Source organism: Acinetobacter sp. UBA3025, assembly GCF_002367915.1.
Classification (GTDB): Bacteria; Pseudomonadota; Gammaproteobacteria; order Pseudomonadales; family Moraxellaceae; genus Acinetobacter.
The window spans coordinates 1-14,945 of the sequence record NZ_DFDO01000306.1 but is presented as its reverse complement, the minus strand read 5'-3'; the positions used below and the strand labels follow the sequence as shown (position 1 = coordinate 14,945).

14 protein-coding genes and 1 pseudogene are annotated in these 14,945 nt (G+C 41.9%); 7 read left to right on the top strand and 8 right to left on the bottom strand.

The genetic code is table 11. The features are described 5' to 3' along the window. Positions 1–178: YeaC family protein (locus B4J23_RS12905; RefSeq protein WP_150095078.1), on the bottom strand; the 178-nt coding region annotated here is incomplete at its 3' end. Between the two features lie 2 nt (positions 179–180). Further along, positions 181–1,119, bottom strand: coding sequence for an NAD(+) kinase (locus tag B4J23_RS12900; RefSeq protein ID WP_125279078.1), 939 nt, complete (start codon positions 1,117–1,119; stop codon positions 181–183). Between the two features lie 191 nt (positions 1,120–1,310). On the opposite strand from B4J23_RS12900, the gene mrcB reads away from it, so the two are divergent. Continuing rightward, on the top strand, positions 1,311–3,701 hold the full coding sequence (gene mrcB / locus B4J23_RS12895) for a penicillin-binding protein 1B (protein WP_291361140.1): 2,391 nt from the start codon (positions 1,311–1,313) through the stop codon (positions 3,699–3,701). 14 nt (positions 3,702–3,715) lie between these two features. Then, positions 3,716–4,264: a tetratricopeptide repeat protein gene (locus tag B4J23_RS12890; protein ID WP_291361138.1), complete on the top strand. Its 549-nt coding sequence runs from the start codon at positions 3,716–3,718 to the stop codon at positions 4,262–4,264. 41 nt (positions 4,265–4,305) lie between these two features. Here B4J23_RS12890 and B4J23_RS12885 read toward each other — a convergent pair whose 3' ends face one another. Continuing rightward, a complete protein-coding gene (locus B4J23_RS12885; protein ID WP_291361136.1) occupies positions 4,306–5,205 on the bottom strand; it encodes an NUDIX domain-containing protein in 900 nt (299 codons plus the stop codon). Between the two features lie 138 nt (positions 5,206–5,343). Between B4J23_RS12885 and hemP the strand changes: the two genes are divergently transcribed. After that, the gene (hemP, locus tag B4J23_RS12880) at positions 5,344–5,514 is read left to right on the top strand and encodes a hemin uptake protein HemP (protein WP_291361134.1); all 171 of its coding nucleotides are present in this window, start codon (positions 5,344–5,346) and stop codon (positions 5,512–5,514) included. An 88-nt stretch (positions 5,515–5,602) separates the two neighbouring features. Here the strand turns inward: hemP and B4J23_RS12875 are convergent, their stop codons facing one another. From B4J23_RS12875 to B4J23_RS12860, 4 genes are all read right to left on the bottom strand, one after another. Next, the gene (locus B4J23_RS12875; RefSeq protein ID WP_291361132.1) at positions 5,603–6,925 is read right to left on the bottom strand and encodes a sensor histidine kinase; all 1,323 of its coding nucleotides are present in this window, start codon (positions 6,923–6,925) and stop codon (positions 5,603–5,605) included. Then, positions 6,922–7,593 (bottom strand): response regulator transcription factor, encoded by a 672-nt coding sequence (locus tag B4J23_RS12870; protein ID WP_291361130.1) that lies wholly within the window; start codon positions 7,591–7,593, stop codon positions 6,922–6,924. Before B4J23_RS12870 ends, B4J23_RS12875 begins: the two co-directional genes overlap by 4 nt. 138 nt (positions 7,594–7,731) lie before the next feature. Continuing rightward, entirely contained in the window at positions 7,732–8,097 is a 366-nt protein-coding gene (locus tag B4J23_RS12865; protein ID WP_034170733.1) for a NirD/YgiW/YdeI family stress tolerance protein, read from the bottom strand. Between the two features lie 95 nt (positions 8,098–8,192). Beyond that, positions 8,193–9,950, bottom strand: a complete 1,758-nt coding sequence (locus B4J23_RS12860; RefSeq protein WP_291361128.1) for a GspE/PulE family protein — start codon at positions 9,948–9,950, stop codon at positions 8,193–8,195. 213 nt (positions 9,951–10,163) lie between these two features. On the opposite strand from B4J23_RS12860, the gene B4J23_RS12855 reads away from it, so the two are divergent. Together B4J23_RS12855 and B4J23_RS12850 are read left to right on the top strand one after the other, a co-directional pair. Further along, positions 10,164–11,429, top strand: a complete 1,266-nt coding sequence (locus tag B4J23_RS12855; protein WP_291361126.1) for an MgtC/SapB family protein — start codon at positions 10,164–10,166, stop codon at positions 11,427–11,429. A 130-nt stretch (positions 11,430–11,559) separates the two neighbouring features. After that, positions 11,560–12,582: a hypothetical protein gene (locus B4J23_RS12850; protein ID WP_291361124.1), complete on the top strand. Its 1,023-nt coding sequence runs from the start codon at positions 11,560–11,562 to the stop codon at positions 12,580–12,582. Between the two features lie 101 nt (positions 12,583–12,683). On the opposite strand, the gene tsaA is transcribed toward B4J23_RS12850, so the two are convergent. Next, complete coding sequence (gene tsaA, locus B4J23_RS12845) at positions 12,684–13,394, bottom strand: tRNA (N6-threonylcarbamoyladenosine(37)-N6)-methyltransferase TrmO (protein ID WP_291361123.1); 711 nt, start codon at positions 13,392–13,394, stop codon at positions 12,684–12,686. A 105-nt stretch (positions 13,395–13,499) separates the two neighbouring features. Here tsaA and B4J23_RS12840 point away from each other — a divergent pair, with 105 nt between their 5' ends. Together B4J23_RS12840 and B4J23_RS12835 are read left to right on the top strand one after the other, a co-directional pair. Then, positions 13,500–14,279 carry a ferredoxin--NADP reductase gene (locus tag B4J23_RS12840; RefSeq protein WP_005236496.1) on the top strand — a complete coding sequence of 260 codons (780 nt, stop codon included), beginning with the start codon at positions 13,500–13,502 and terminating at the stop codon, positions 14,277–14,279. Positions 14,280–14,651: 372 nt separating this feature from the next. Further along, positions 14,652–14,945 (top strand): annotated as a pseudogene (locus B4J23_RS12835) (membrane-bound PQQ-dependent dehydrogenase, glucose/quinate/shikimate family); the annotation flags it as partial.

Below are 14,945 nucleotides of genomic sequence, written 5' to 3'. Positions count from 1 at the left end.
AGCTGCGTTCGGTTTCTGGCAGGTTTTTCATTTCCCAGGCATAGACAGCCTGCATACAGGTCTGACGCTGCTCCTGAGTCAGCGCTACACCATTCGGCCATTTGCCAATTTCAATGGCTGTTCTTAAGCGTTCTACAATCTCAGGATTGAGTACGGCAAGCATTTGTTCAATATTCATATTTAATCCTGCTTAAGATAGTCGAAGTCCTGATTCCAGCCCAGTTTGGTTCGACATGCATTATAGAAGTCATAACCTGGCGGATGCAGAAGATTCAGTTTAAAGGGATGCTTACGAATATGGACGCTATCGCCAACATTCAAAGACACACTGTGTTGTCCATCCGCACTCACCATCGGCAGTACGCGATTTTCACGAATCATCAGTTTAATTTCACTATGCCCTCCGACCACAATCGGACGTGAAGACAAGGTATGCGGATGCATCGGCACCAGCACAATTGCATCCATACTTGGATGCACAATCGGCCCACCACCGGAAAGCGCATAGGCTGTTGAACCGGTCGGTGTAGATACAATCAGACCATCACTATGCTGGCGATAGACATATTGTCCATCAATATTCAGCTCGAAATCAATCATGTGTACCGATTTACCGGAGTGCAAGACCACATCATTCAGGGCAATCGCATCATAGATGATTTCACCTTTGGAGCGAACTTCCATTTCCAGCAAGAAACGGCGTTCTGCCTGAAAATCACCTTTTAATACCTGATCCAGTTTAAAGATGACTTCAGTTGGCTTGATATCTGTCAGGAAGCCCAAACGACCACGGTTCACCCCGATCACTGGCGTATTGTATTTTACCAATGCCCGCGCTGCATGTAACAGTGAACCATCCCCACCTACCACAATGACTAGATCAACCACTTCACCCAACAAGGCGCGGCTAACTGTTTGGGTATTCTGATAAGGAACCAGTTCAGCTGTATCTGCATCAAAAACAGGATGTAGACCTAAATTGAGCAGATGATCGTGGATCAGGCATAAGGTTTCAACCACTGAAGATTTATCCGGGCGTCCAATCAACCCGATATTTCGAAATGTCTTGTGGGAAATTTGCACCAGTGTCGTCGCTCCGCTTCGAATCCTGCTTATCATAACATTAAGCTTGAATAGGATGACAATTTATAACATGACAAAGCTGTGCAGGATTGAATTGAAATAGATTGAAATTAAGGAGAAAATGTGAAGTTTAATTTTAATTTTAATCTCAATAATTGATTAAATATTGCAAAATAATGAAAAGCTTCGCATGATTAGCACAATTTCACAGGGTCTTATCGTCATTTATGAAATCTGAACGAGGTATGGGGTTCATTGCCTTAATCTTCTCCATTCTAGTCATTTCTGCATTTGTAGCATTTAGTATCTATTTGATTAAATTAGATAATATTGTTCGTGAAAAATTTGAAGGTCAACGCTGGGATATTCCGGCCAAGGTTTTCGCACGCCCGATGGAAGTGTATGTAAATGCCCCGGTCAGCCAGCAGGATTTCCAACAAGAATTAAAATTACTGGGTTATAAAGGTTCGGACAGCTATACCAAATCGGGCAGCTTTGTCAGCACTGGCAATACCATGTATGTGCATACCCGTGGCTTTGATTTTGGCGATCGCGTTGAACCTGAACAGGTATTGAAAGTCAGCTTTGATGGCGATCAGATTGCTGAAGTAAGTGCGACCAAACCCTCTTCTAGCGGGATTGCCCGTCTGGAACCTTTATTGATTGGCGGTATTTACCCGCAGCATAATGAAGACCGTGTGCTGATTAAGCTCAATAAAGTGCCTAAACCGTTAATTGACGCTTTAATTGCTACCGAAGACCGTAATTTCTACAATCACCATGGCGTATCTCCACGCGGGATTGTACGTGCAGTGGTGAGCAATATTACTGGTGGTAAGCGTCAAGGTGGTTCAACCCTCACACAGCAGCTGGTCAAGAATTTCTACTTAACACCAGAACGCACCTTAAAACGTAAGGTGAATGAAGCCTTTATGGCAATGCTGATTGAATTGCATTATGGCAAAGATGAGATTCTGGAAGCCTATTTAAATGAAGTGAATCTGGGCCAAAATGGCAACTATTCCATAAATGGTTATGGTCTGGCTTCACAATTTTATTTTGGCTTGCCGTTACGTGAACTGAATATTTCTCAACAGGCCTTTTTAGTCGGTCTGGTACAAGGTCCAAGCCTGTATAACCCATGGCGTAATCCTGAACTTGCGAAAAAACGTCGTGATGTGGTTCTAAATAATATGCTAGTAATGGGTAATCTGACCCAAGATCAGTATGAAACAGAAACTGCCCGTCCGCTGAACGTGATTTCCAAGCCAACTTTAGGCCCTGCTCGCTTCCCGGATTTTCTGGATATCGTTCGCCGTCAGTTGCGTACCGAATATCAGGAAACTGATTTAACCAACCAGGGTCTGCGTATTTTCACAACCTTAGATCCATTGGCACAAACCCGAATTCAGGACAGCTTTAAGGAAAGTGTAGCCCGTTTAAGTAAAGGCAATCCAGGTCGTCTAAAAGATTTGCAAGGTGCTGTTCTGGTCGCACACCCTGAAAATGGCGAACTGGTTGCAGCGGTAGGTTCTACCCAGGACTTTACCGGTTTTAACCGTGCTTTAGATGCCAAGCGTCAGGTGGGTTCATTACTCAAACCGGTGATTTATCTGACAGCGCTAGAATCGAATCGTTATCACTGGGCCAGTCCAATTGAAGACAGTCAGATCACCATTCAAAGTGATGGCAAACCCTGGACACCGAAAAACTATAGTGGTAGCGCACATGGTGTAGTACCGATGTCTCTTGCCCTGTCACAATCCTATAACCTGTCTGCGGTACGTTTGGCACAGGAATTTGGCCTGTCGACCTTTATTAACCATCTGCAAAAATTCGGTGTGACTTCTGACATTCCTTCTTATCCATCTATTTATTTAGGTGCAGTAGACATGTCACCGATGGAAGTGATGAATATTTACGGTAACTTCGCAACAGGTGGCTTTAAATATCCGGTGAAATCGATTCGTTCTGTAGTCGATGCGAATGGCCGCTCGCTTGAACGTTACAGCTTAAGTGTTCAGCCGACGATTGATCCAGCATCAGCCTATGCTCTGAATTATGGTTTACAACAGGTCATGTCGAGTGGTACTGGTCGTTCTGCCTATAACAGTTTGCCACGCAACCTGAATCTGGCGGGTAAATCGGGTACGACAAACGATACCCGTGATTCATGGTTTGCAGGTTATTCTGGCAACTATATGACAGTGGTCTGGTTAGGTCTGGATGACAACAAAGTCACTGGATTAACCGGTTCTTCAGGTGCACTTCCGGTCTGGACCAATGTCATGAAACAGCTGCATCAGAAGCCGGTGAATCTGGCTCAGCCTAATGAAATTGAATGGCACTGGCTGGACCGTTATACAGGTAAACTGACTGCCCAAGGCTGTGATGGTGCCATGTATATTCCGATTTCACGTCATGCCTTGCCTAATCAGGCAACTGCTTGTGGCATCTCGCATTACGCCACTGAACCTTATACGATTGATTCAGAACCTTCACCAGAAGATGAGGAAGATGATGATCTCAATCGTTATATACAAGAAAGTGAAACAGAAATAGAACGCGAAGTTGCTAAACAAACCCGTATTATCGCGAGTGGAAGTTATAGCCAATAATTGAGTCTATGTTTATGTTAAGAAAATTGATTCCTGGTCTGCTCATCCTCGGTCTGGTGGGCTGCCAAAGCATGTCGGAGCCAGAACAGCCTGCGGCTCCTACTAAACCTCCGGTTCAGCAGAAACCAAAATCCTCTACACCTGATGGTGTAGTGATTACGCCCTATGATCGACCGGAGATTAAACGTCAGAAGATTGTGATCCCTGAGCAAAAGCCTCAGGCACAAAAGTTTGATGATGGACGTAACTTACCTGCATTTAAAAAATTGATGCAGCAAACCCAGCAGGCCTATAGCAAGCAGCAATATAATCAAGCTGAAACTTCTGCAGTACAAGCTCAGCGTTTGGCGCCCCAAGCTTCAGAAACTTATCTGTATCTTGGCTTGATCGCAAACCGTAAAAACCAGCCGGCCCGTGCAGATGCTTTCGCCTTACGTGGTTTGAGCTATGCGCAGACCAATGCAATGAAAAAGCAGCTCTGGCAGGTGCGCCTGAAAGCAGCTCAACTGCAAAAAAACACCAAAGCCATTCAGCAAGCTCAGCAGGTCTTAAAGAAATTTTAAGGCCCTGGCGTGAGCCCGGTTATTTATAATAAGTTTCTGACTTAAACATAACGGATCCCTGCAATCCCATAAGCATGCTGGTTTTGAGCATGGTCTAGATCTTCAGCCTTCAAACCGCCTAAGGCAAATACAGGAATCTGTACCTGTTCAGCCATCTGTTTAAATTTTTCCCAGCCCAAAGCTGCGGTATCAGGATGTGTTTCTGTTGCCAGTACCGGGCTGAGTAAAGCTGCTTCACAGCCTATGTTTTCTGCATGTTTTAATGCTTCCAGATCGTGACAGGCTGCAAGATAACGATAGCCACCAGCTAACTCCCCTTTTTGCAGTTGCATCAATTGAGACTGTTTCAGGTGAAGCGTACGAATGGTTTGCTGCTGCAATTCATTCAATTGTGACCAAAGTTCCTGATTAATGATCAATCTGGATAACTGATCGACTGGAATCTGCTGTAACTGGCTAATGTGTTCAGGGCTGGCCATTACTCGCCAATACAGCATCTGGTCTGTTTCCAGATTATTCAGGTGACTCAAGTCTTCAGAAATTTTGATCTTTCTCGGCCATTGCAGCTTTTGAATCATGGCCTGATTGGCTTTAGGAAAATTTAGTTCACTGAGTTCATCCCGGCTATACCAGCGCCAAGGCTGCTTAATTCCAGCTAATTGTTCTGGCTGAACTGAAGCATGGAAAATATGCAGATTGACAATGACATCTTCATATTCATGCGAAATAAAATCAAAAGCCTGCCATTGCTCGATGTCAATTCCGACTTCTTCAATCACTTCACGTCGACATGCCTCTACAGGCAATTCGCCCTGTTCTACTTTTCCGCCTGGAAACTCATATTTATTGCCCTGATGCTGTTTGGCTTCACGCCAGCCGACTAGCACCTGAGTTTGATGAAATAAAATAGCGATTGCGACATGAATCGTAGCTTTGGACATAATGTTCTGAACCATTGAAGTTTTACAGATTGTAAGCAAATTAGAGTTTTTTATAAATGCAGCAATTATTCGTTGACAGATCTATTCGATAATGATTATCATTTAAATTAATCCAAAACACACCACGGAGTCGACGGAATGAACACACCATTTAGCCTATTTACCCGCAATAATGATACTCAGCATGCGCTACCGATGTTGCATTCGAACAATTTATTTGCGCTAGGACGAGAAATCCGGATTATGCATGCGGGTGAAGAATACCGTCTACGTTTGACTCGTAACAACCGTCTCATTCTGACTAAGTAATTTAAATACTCCAAAAATAATAAACGTGGGAACAGGCAGTATGAATCAGCGCATACTGCTTTTTTAATTGCTAGATCTAATGACTATATTATTTAGATTGAAAAATTAATGAAACTTTAAGTCCACCCAAACCTGACGGCACATAATCAATCTTGGCTGTATGTAGCTGCATAATCTTTTGACAAATTGACAGTCCCAAACCTGAACCTTGTGTTCGCGTGCCCAAGGCGCGATAAAAACGCTCGCCTAAACGTTCGATAACCTCTTCCTGAACCCCCTCTCCCGAGTTTTCAATCACGACTTGTAGATTCTTGCCTTCAACTATAGTCTTGATTTCGACCTGTCCCTGCACAGGCGTATAACGAATGGCATTATCAACCAAATTGCGGATACAGCTAAAAATCAGCTCTGCATTTGCTTCAATCACTGCATCTTCAAGTTTTAAGTTCCAGTGGATCTCTTTTTCCTGAGCAAAAGGTTGTAAAGCTTGTAAGACCTCCTGAACCAATACTTTAAGATTCACCTGCTGTTTGGGCAACTGCTCTGCATGTTCTGGATCAAGCCGAGCCAATAGCAGTAAGTTTTCCAGAATCTGCGTTCCGCGGTTGACGTCATTCTGAATCATCTGTAACGCTTGCCTAAGTTGAGCATCTTCCTGATATTTACGTTTCAGCACCTGTAAACGCATTTGAATGGCAGACAATGGGGAACGCAACTCATGTGAAGCATCGGCAGTAAAACGTTGCTCGGCAGCCAATGACTTTTCCAGCCTGCTCAACATGGCATTCAGCTGACGGATAATCGGTTGCAATTCAGTAATCTCAGGATCAGGACTTTGAACCGGAGTGAGATCCTGTGCAGATTTAGAACCGATTTCTCGGGAAATTTTATTTAAAGGTCTTAATTGCCGCTTAATGGCAAAACGTAAAATCAGCCACTGTAATATCCATAGGATAAATAAAATCCCGGCGAAACCTAAAGTCGTTTGCCAAAGCTCATCAAAGCGTACCGAAAGCGGTTGTACCACTTTCACTTTCAAGTCTTGATCTTCAACAATCAGGATGCGAATAAAATGACCATTTTCATAATCAAAGTGAAATCCATTTTTCTGTGCAAGTGGTATCTCATTAATCAGTTCATCATCAATTGAAGTTGTCAGTACTTGCTGATTCAGTAGTAAGGCATATTGAATATCAAACTGCTCACTGATTTCATCGACCTGCGCATTTTTGGCTTGATTAACATCTCCCAGAAGTAACTCTGAAATTTCCTCCATCAGATCATCATGCAGATCAATCGCCTGATAGCTGGAAATTCCCAATAACAGCAGCCACGCCAGAAATCCTGCCAGTATGGAACTGAACATGGCATGTTGAATCAGCCGACTTTGCAGGGAAATGGGTGCCTTCATATGGAGGCCTCGGGTTTATGCATCCGGTAGCCCAAGCCACGAATGGTTTTAATCATCTGATTGCCAATTTTTTTACGTAGCTGATAAATAAAGACTTCAATCGCATTGCTTTCGATTTCATCTCCCCAAGCATAGAGTGATTCTTCCAGCTGTTCTCGGGTAATGATATGTTCTGGTTTTTGCATCAGCTTATATAAAATCTGGAATTCTTTTGCAGTCAGATTAATGCTCTGCCCCGCCTTCATTACAGTCTTGGCTTGGGTGTCCAGACTAAGATCCTGCCATTGCAGGACATGATTTGGCATTTGCTGTTTTTGTCTGAGCTGGGCACGCACGCGAGCGGAAAGTTCTTCCAGACTAAAGGGTTTTACCAGATAATCATTGGCCCCCAGATCGAGTCCTGCAACCCGATCATGAATACTGTCCTTGGCGGTGATAAATATAACGGGCGTATCTTTCTGTTTATTGCGCAAGCTTTTAAGAATGTCATCTCCAGTTGCATTCGGCAGGCCACGATCCAGCAAAATACAGTCATACTGATGCTGTTCAATCGCCAGAATGGCATGATCCCCACGATCAACCTGATCAACCACATACCCGTCCATTTCCAGCCAGGTTTGAATACTTTCCGCCTGAGATTCATCATCCTCTGCCAAAAGAATACGCATGCTATGCTCCGCTTGTTTTATCTTTCTATCTTGCCTTGAAAAAGTTCCAGACTCAAAAAAAAACCACATGCTTTTTGGTAACTTACATGTGGTTTTTTGTTGCTGTCTTCAGATTCAGTTCAGGAAATCCTGCTGAAATTAGAACTGAACTTGGTCGACATCAATTTCAACACGTTTCGCAGGTTTATAGTCAATGTCCACTTCACCAATGATTACCACAGGTGTTTTAGCTGATACTGGTTTACCTTGCCAAAGTTCATCATCAATTTCGACAGTGATGGTGCCAGTATTGTCACGGAACTGGTATTTTTCATCACCGACAGCTTTTACCACATAACCTTTCAACTGAACCTTGCTGTCATCTTTCATGGTCAACGCTTGCTTAACTGTAGTAGTTTTAGCAAATGCAGCCTGATTCACCGCAGTTTCACTACTCGCAACTGCGACAGTCCCAATTGAACCCATTAATGCTGCTGCTAAAACAGTATTCATCATCATTTTCATTGCAGTTACCTCTTTTTAAAGTCTTGCCCTGTTTCGATAATGCTATTAAAACAGCCGAAGATGAATTGAATCTTAAGATCGCTTCATCTTCAGGATTAATTTAATGGCACAACTCTCAAAACTTCTTCAAGCGTGGTGACCCCTTCCAGAATCTTGCGAGCACCGGCAATCCGTAAAGGTTCTACCCCTTCTTTTTTTGCCTGCTGACGTAACTGATTCAGATTAGCATCCGCTCCGATCAACTGCTTGGTGGTCAGGCTAAGCGGCATAAACTCATAAATCCCGATTCGGCCTTTATAACCGGTATGGCGACACTCTTCACAACCGACTGCTTTAAAAACAAATTCCGGACGTGGTAAAGGATAGTCCACCGCCAGATGCTGCCATTCCTGCTCATCCAGGAAACTCTCCTGCTTGCAGTGCGGACATAGCTTACGTACCAGACGTTGGGCCAAAACGCCCAAGATGGTGGCTGCTGTTAAAAATGGTTGTATGCCCAGATCATGCAAACGGGTCAGACTCGACGGCGCATCATTGGTATGCAAGGTAGAAAGTACTAAGTGACCAGTTAATGCGGCCTGAATCGCCATATTGGCCGTATCTTGGTCACGAATCTCGCCGACCATAATAATGTCCGGATCCTGACGCATCAGTGCACGCACACCATCTGCAAAGCCTAGTTCAATTCCGTTATTGACCTGCATCTGGTTAAAGCTTGGTTCCAGCATCTCGATCGGATCTTCAATCGTGCAGACATTCACCTGCTCAGTCGCAAGCTGCTTTAAAGTGGAATACAGTGTGGTGGTTTTACCAGAACCGGTCGGTCCGGTGACCAGAATAATACCGTGACTATAGCTGGTCAGATTATTCCAGTCATTGAGCAGATGTCCTTCGAAACCGAGCTGCTGAAAACTTCTGACTAGAACCTCCGGATCAAAAATACGCATTACCAGCTTTTCACCAAATGCGGTGGGTAAGGTCGATAAACGCAGTTCTGTTTCCTGTCCTTTTGGAGTTCGGGTTTTTAAACGACCATCCTGTGGTTTACGTTTTTCTGCCACATTCATCCGACCCAGAATCTTGATTCGGGAAATGACTGCAGTCAGGGTATTGGCTGGCATGTTATAGATGGTATGCAATACCCCATCAATCCGGAAACGGATTTTGCCGGTGTCTTTGCGCGGTTCCATATGGATATCACTGGCACCCTGCTCAAAGGCAAACTGCAACACCCAGTCTACCAGTTTCACGATATGCTGGTCATTGGCATCCGGATTCTGGGAATCACCCAGTTGCAGCAAGGCTTCTACACCTTTATTTTCCCGCTCATAAGCAGATGATTTTTGCGAGCCACTGACTGCACGACTGACCTGATAATACTCAACAATATAACGCTGGAGCTGTTCCGGATTGAGCAATACCCGTTCAATTTTTTTCGGTGCAATATTCTGTTCGAGATTAGATACCCATTCAGTTTTATAAGGCTGATCTGTGGCGATCAGAACTTTATCTGGTTGAATTTCTACTGCCAAAATACGGTTACGCAATGCATATTCCTGTGACATGACATTGGTCAAGGCCTGCACATCAGCTTTGAGCGGATCGATGATATAGAACATTAAACCAGTTTTTTCTGCCAACCACTGACATAAACGGTTGAGTGTCAAAGTACTTTGAGGATGGGACTGATCAACCAGATTAAAGTGCGCGATCCATTGTAAAGGATGCCATTTTATTTGTTCACGTTGACGATGTGTGGTCTGAACTCGCATCCGGTCACGTTCAGTTATTTTTTCGTCTTTTAAAAGCTGATCCAAACACCAGCCTGTATCAATTTCAAAATCAAATTTCATGATTGATGATCCCCAAAACTGCCTCCACTATAACAAGTTTTTCCTGTTTTTCGCATTCTATCGCGGCTTCTCAAACCAGAAAGCGGTTGTGCCTTTCAAGAATATCAAGCACATCATATGGGTTTTAGGTCATAACCTTTTTCTGCTTGTCGATGTGTCAATTTTTCGCCTATATTTCAATCAGGATATCTTATTCAATCGCTGAGGCCAGGTATGGATTTAAGCATGGTTCCCTTAAATGGAAGTAGTTCCTTTCATGAGTTGCTTACTATCCTGACCGCCGCCTTAGGATGTGGTTTATTGATTGGTCTGGAACGTGAACGGCACAAACAGCATGAAGAACAGGCCAGTTTTGCCGGGCTACGCTCTTTTGCGATCTGTGCTTTATTAGGTGCATTGTGCTTTTTATTCGGAATGGCAATAGGTCTGACCGGTGCACTCATTATTGGCGGCATTGTCATTTTTTCCATCCGAAACCAGATAGAAGATCCAGGGATTACCACTGAATTGGCCTTTATTATGACCTATTTTATTGGGGCGATTTGTCTATGGAATATTCCTCTGGCTGCAGGGCTGGCAGTTCTGATCACAATAATTCTAATGGCCAAACACTCTATGCATAATATTGCCGGACAGTGGATTACTGAGGCTGAATTTAGGGATGGATTACTATTATTAGCCTTGATTCTGATTGGCTTGCCACTGACTCCTGACCAGCCTTTATGGGGTGAAGTACTGAACCCTTTTCTGATTTTAAAATTAGTAACTCTGATTCTGGTAGTTCAAGCTTTGGCACATATCGCTAAACGTTTTTTCTCGACCAAGAATGCCTTAATACTGTCTTCAATAGCCTCGGGTTTTGTTTCCAGTACTGCGACTATTGCTCAACTAGGCATACAGGTCCGTAAAGGTGAAATGGATGCAAAATCCAATGCCGGCGCTGCCCTGATGTCATGCATTTCGACATTAGTTCTATTATTCATTGTAGTGGGAGGCGTTTCCTGGGATTGGCTAAAAATTCTGCTCCTCCCTTCATTGGTCGCTATGCTTATTCTGGCTGCATGTGCATTTATATTATTATATAAAGCTGAACCTGCTAAAAATCAGGAGTCTCCTGAATCTTCTGACAGTAAAATGTTTAGCCTCAAGGAAGCTGTGATTATCGCTGCCGCATTAACCCTGATTCAGGCTGGCGTTTATGGATTAGAAATATTACTGGGCAATGCTGGTCTTCTTGCTGGTACTTTATTTGCATCCTTATTTGAAATTCATGCCGCAATGGCCAGTGTGGTCATTCAAGGGGATCCCTCCAATACCCGTTTGATCTATGCCTTACTCTTAGGTTTAGGCGCGCATGCCTTGGCCAAGTCGGTCAATGCAGCCTTAACAGGCGGTTTTAAATTCGCGTTGTATTTTGCACCGATACAGATTTTACATATGGCTGTGTTGACCGGTATTTTTTGGTGGATGTATTTTTGACTATTAAGTATATTCAAATAATTAATTTTTATATATTTTACAAGTTTAATTCTAATATTTTCTCGCTATAATCAGTTTGCTTCAATTAAGAAAAGCAATATTTAAATTAATTATTTTAATAAGGACTATTATGAAGTTAAAAAATTTATCGCTCGCTATTTTCAGTGCATTCATGCTAAGTGCTTGTGGTGGGGGCTCCTCTTCTTCTGATTCAAACCCTGAAACTGGAACTGGAACTGGAACTGGAACTGGAACTGGAACTGGAAATACTACCCATACAAAACCTGACTTCCAACAATGGTCATCATTCTATATTGATGAATATTCCGACTCGGATCTAAATTATGAAATTGAACAGCTAACCTTTGATCAAGGGAATATCTATATAAAAGTAGACGAAACAACAGGCTGGGATGAAAGTGAAACTTTCTATCTAACTGAAAATGGATTATATGATCACGGTTCTACACATGCGACCTATGGCAAATTGCAAGGGACTATTACGGCTAATGCAACCACCTGGAAGCAAGTTCCATATTCTCCAATTAATTCCACAGGATTAAGCAGTACACTTACATTCAAGGTCTTTGATATTAGTGGTAAAAATATTGCTCAAGTCCTCAGTCCAGAGCATTATGTCAATTTAAAATATAATTTACTCGATACCTACCCTATGGGAGAAAAAGGGGAAGATTTTTATCGAGCACTTTCTAATTCAACCTTCCCTACCGGATCTACTTGTATTCAACTCCAAACTATTGATAACTCACAAAAATATGTTGAGTTATATAAATATTCACTTGAAGATTATGTACAAGATTATTTGAAACTTGAATGGGCTGATATTTCAAAAGACAGTAAATATGCCAAACATACTTTTAAGGATGCTATAGCATATCTAGATCTTAGAGAAGATCAGCAATGGGGACTAGCTGAATATAAGAACAAATATTATGAAGTTGATTATCATCCAGCTGGAGAGGAATACAATATCAAAAATATTTTAGCCGCATCTAAAGCACTGGTTAATTCAGCATCTGCTCAGGACAAACCAGCTCTACAGGAGTATGCAACTTTACAAGAGAATGCATGCACTTTATTTAATAATATTGCATCTGAAGAATTAAGAAAGCAAATTAAAAAGTACTTATAATAACGTGATATAAAGTACTTTGAGTGCTTTATATTCATATTAAATAGGAACTCCAATTTAGTTGAGGTTCCTATTTTAAATCAGTATTTCATTTTAAAAATTCAATAAATTAACTGATCGACTATAATATCAGCTAAAGTAACTTTAAATTTCACATCCAAATCCGCAAACTTCATTCCATAAACTCGGTTCTCATCATCCTGATATGCCGGCCTAGGATCGAGAGATAAAACGGCTTCAAGTTCTTCTAGCAATTGAGCAGATATTTTTCCTTTTTCTAATAATAAATTTTTTTGCTGTTCAGCGTCCTTACTCCACATCACGGACTTACGTGCCGGCTCCTCCTGTGCATAGCCACTTTGTGCATCAATCACTGCATCCGAATATTGAATATAAGGTTTAATATCAACAATCGGAGTACCATCTAATAAATCACTGCCATTCACATATACACGTATCGATTTCCCTACTTTTCTAACTTCTTTAAGCTTTACCACAGATAAACCAATGGGTGCAGGACGGTACATACTACGTGTCGCAAACACCCCGATTTTCTGGTTTCCGCCTAAACGGGGTGGACGAACCTGCGGACGAAATTGCTGGCTCTGCTGATTTTTATTGTCATGAAACTGCCAGACTAACCAGAGATGACTAAACTCTTCGATGCCTTCAAATGCGAGTAAATCATTATATGAACCGGTCATTTCAATATAGCTTTCAACCTGTACCAAATTAGGCTGACGCGGGATGCCAAACTTTTCTTTATAGGGAGAATGCATATAGCCAATAATCGGCAGAGTGAGTTCGGTCATAATCACTTTTTTTGATAAGCTCAATTAAATATATTCAGTTTATAGAGAATGAATTTAGATTAGAATAGCAACCTGTTCTAATTTGATAACTTATTGAGACCTTTAATGGCTGCTTTTAACGTCGAAAAGATTACTCACGTCCACCATTGGAATGACACTTTATTCTCTTTTAAAACGACTCGTGATACTGCATTACGTTTTAAAAACGGTCAGTTTGTGATGATCGGTCTTGAAGTCAATGGCAAGCCTTTAATGCGTGCATATTCAATTGCAAGTGCAAACTATGAAGAAGAGCTGGAATTCTTCTCAATCAAAGTGCCAGATGGTCCTCTTACTTCTATCTTGCAAAAAGTTAAAGTTGGCGACGAAATCTTGGTTTCTAAAAAGCCTACAGGCACGCTGGTTCTTGATGACTTAAACCCAGGTAAAAACTTGTATCTTCTTTCTTCGGGTACTGGTCTTGCACCTTTCCTTTCTGTAATCCGTGATCCAGAAACCTATGAACGTTTTGAAAAAATCATCGTCGTTCACGGTACACGTTTCATTTCAGAACTGGCTTATCAAGATTTGATTCTTAACGAAATTCCAAACCACGAATTCTTTGGTGAATTGGGTGCCAAAGAAAAATTAGTGTATTACCCAACTGTTACTCGTGAAGAGTTCCATACTCAAGGTCGTGTAACCACTGCGATTGAATCTGGTCAACTGTTTGAGAAAATCGGACTGCCACGTTTCAATCCTGAAACTGACCGTGCAATGCTTTGTGGTTCTCCTGCATTCCTGGACGACGTTGCTGCGCTTCTGGATCAACATGGTCTGAAAGAATCTCCACGTATGGGCGTTCTGGGCGATTACGTGATTGAACGTGCATTCGTAGAAAAATAATCTGCAAAAATTCTTTTGCAATCCTAAAACGCATGCTTAAAGCATGCGTTTTTTATATCCAATAAGTCTTAATCTGAAAGAATTAACCCAAGCTATTCTTTACTTAAAATTTCTTATAATTAGCGTATTTATAAAAATTTAATTACTTAAAACAGTAAAATAAATGATAAATATCAATACTCACATTATATTTTTTAGTCAAAAAATCTTCTTAAATGTTAGAATATGTAACTGTAATTGATTTCTCATGAGGATTTATCCTCGCTAAAGACTTAGTTACATAAACTCTGTAAACTTTTAATTCGATCTATTTAGATCCCATTCTCCTGTTTCACCGTTTATGCAACCAAGCCGTTTTTTTATAGGCAAGGTATGAGCACTGAACAACCCTCCTCTATCGAGCGTACAGGGTCTAAAGTCTATCGCTATTTTGTAGTGGTATTAACTTTACTCGTTGCGCTGTACTTGATCATTCAAGGCGCTAAATTACTCAGCCTCGGTGGTACAAGCTATTATCTCATTGCAGGGATTGCCTATGTTGCAATCGCCATTTTATATGCGATGAAAAAAGCCTTTGGTTTCTGGCTTTCTATTGTTACTTTTATTGCAACCCTCCTCTGGTCTATTGCTGAAGTTCAAGGTTTGAGCTTCTGGCAATATATCCCA

Excerpts from the sequence above, each read along its gene's own strand:
- B4J23_RS12840 (WP_005236496.1), top strand. The coding sequence starts at position 13,500 with ATGGCTGCTTTTAACGTCGAAAAGATTACTCACGTCCACCATTGGAAT.
- B4J23_RS12875 (WP_291361132.1), bottom strand. The coding sequence starts at position 6,925 with ATGAAGGCACCCATTTCCCTGCAAAGTCGGCTGATTCAACATGCCATG.
- B4J23_RS12855 (WP_291361126.1), top strand. The coding sequence starts at position 10,164 with ATGGATTTAAGCATGGTTCCCTTAAATGGAAGTAGTTCCTTTCATGAG.
- mrcB (WP_291361140.1), top strand. The coding sequence starts at position 1,311 with ATGAAATCTGAACGAGGTATGGGGTTCATTGCCTTAATCTTCTCCATT.
- tsaA (WP_291361123.1), bottom strand. The coding sequence starts at position 13,394 with ATGACCGAACTCACTCTGCCGATTATTGGCTATATGCATTCTCCCTAT.
- B4J23_RS12885 (WP_291361136.1), bottom strand. The coding sequence starts at position 5,205 with ATGTCCAAAGCTACGATTCATGTCGCAATCGCTATTTTATTTCATCAA.
- hemP (WP_291361134.1), top strand. The coding sequence starts at position 5,344 with ATGAACACACCATTTAGCCTATTTACCCGCAATAATGATACTCAGCAT.
- B4J23_RS12900 (WP_125279078.1), bottom strand. The coding sequence starts at position 1,119 with ATGATAAGCAGGATTCGAAGCGGAGCGACGACACTGGTGCAAATTTCC.
- B4J23_RS12860 (WP_291361128.1), bottom strand. The coding sequence starts at position 9,950 with ATGAAATTTGATTTTGAAATTGATACAGGCTGGTGTTTGGATCAGCTT.
- B4J23_RS12850 (WP_291361124.1), top strand. The coding sequence starts at position 11,560 with ATGAAGTTAAAAAATTTATCGCTCGCTATTTTCAGTGCATTCATGCTA.
- B4J23_RS12870 (WP_291361130.1), bottom strand. The coding sequence starts at position 7,593 with ATGCGTATTCTTTTGGCAGAGGATGATGAATCTCAGGCGGAAAGTATT.
- B4J23_RS12890 (WP_291361138.1), top strand. The coding sequence starts at position 3,716 with ATGTTAAGAAAATTGATTCCTGGTCTGCTCATCCTCGGTCTGGTGGGC.
- B4J23_RS12865 (WP_034170733.1), bottom strand. The coding sequence starts at position 8,097 with ATGAAAATGATGATGAATACTGTTTTAGCAGCAGCATTAATGGGTTCA.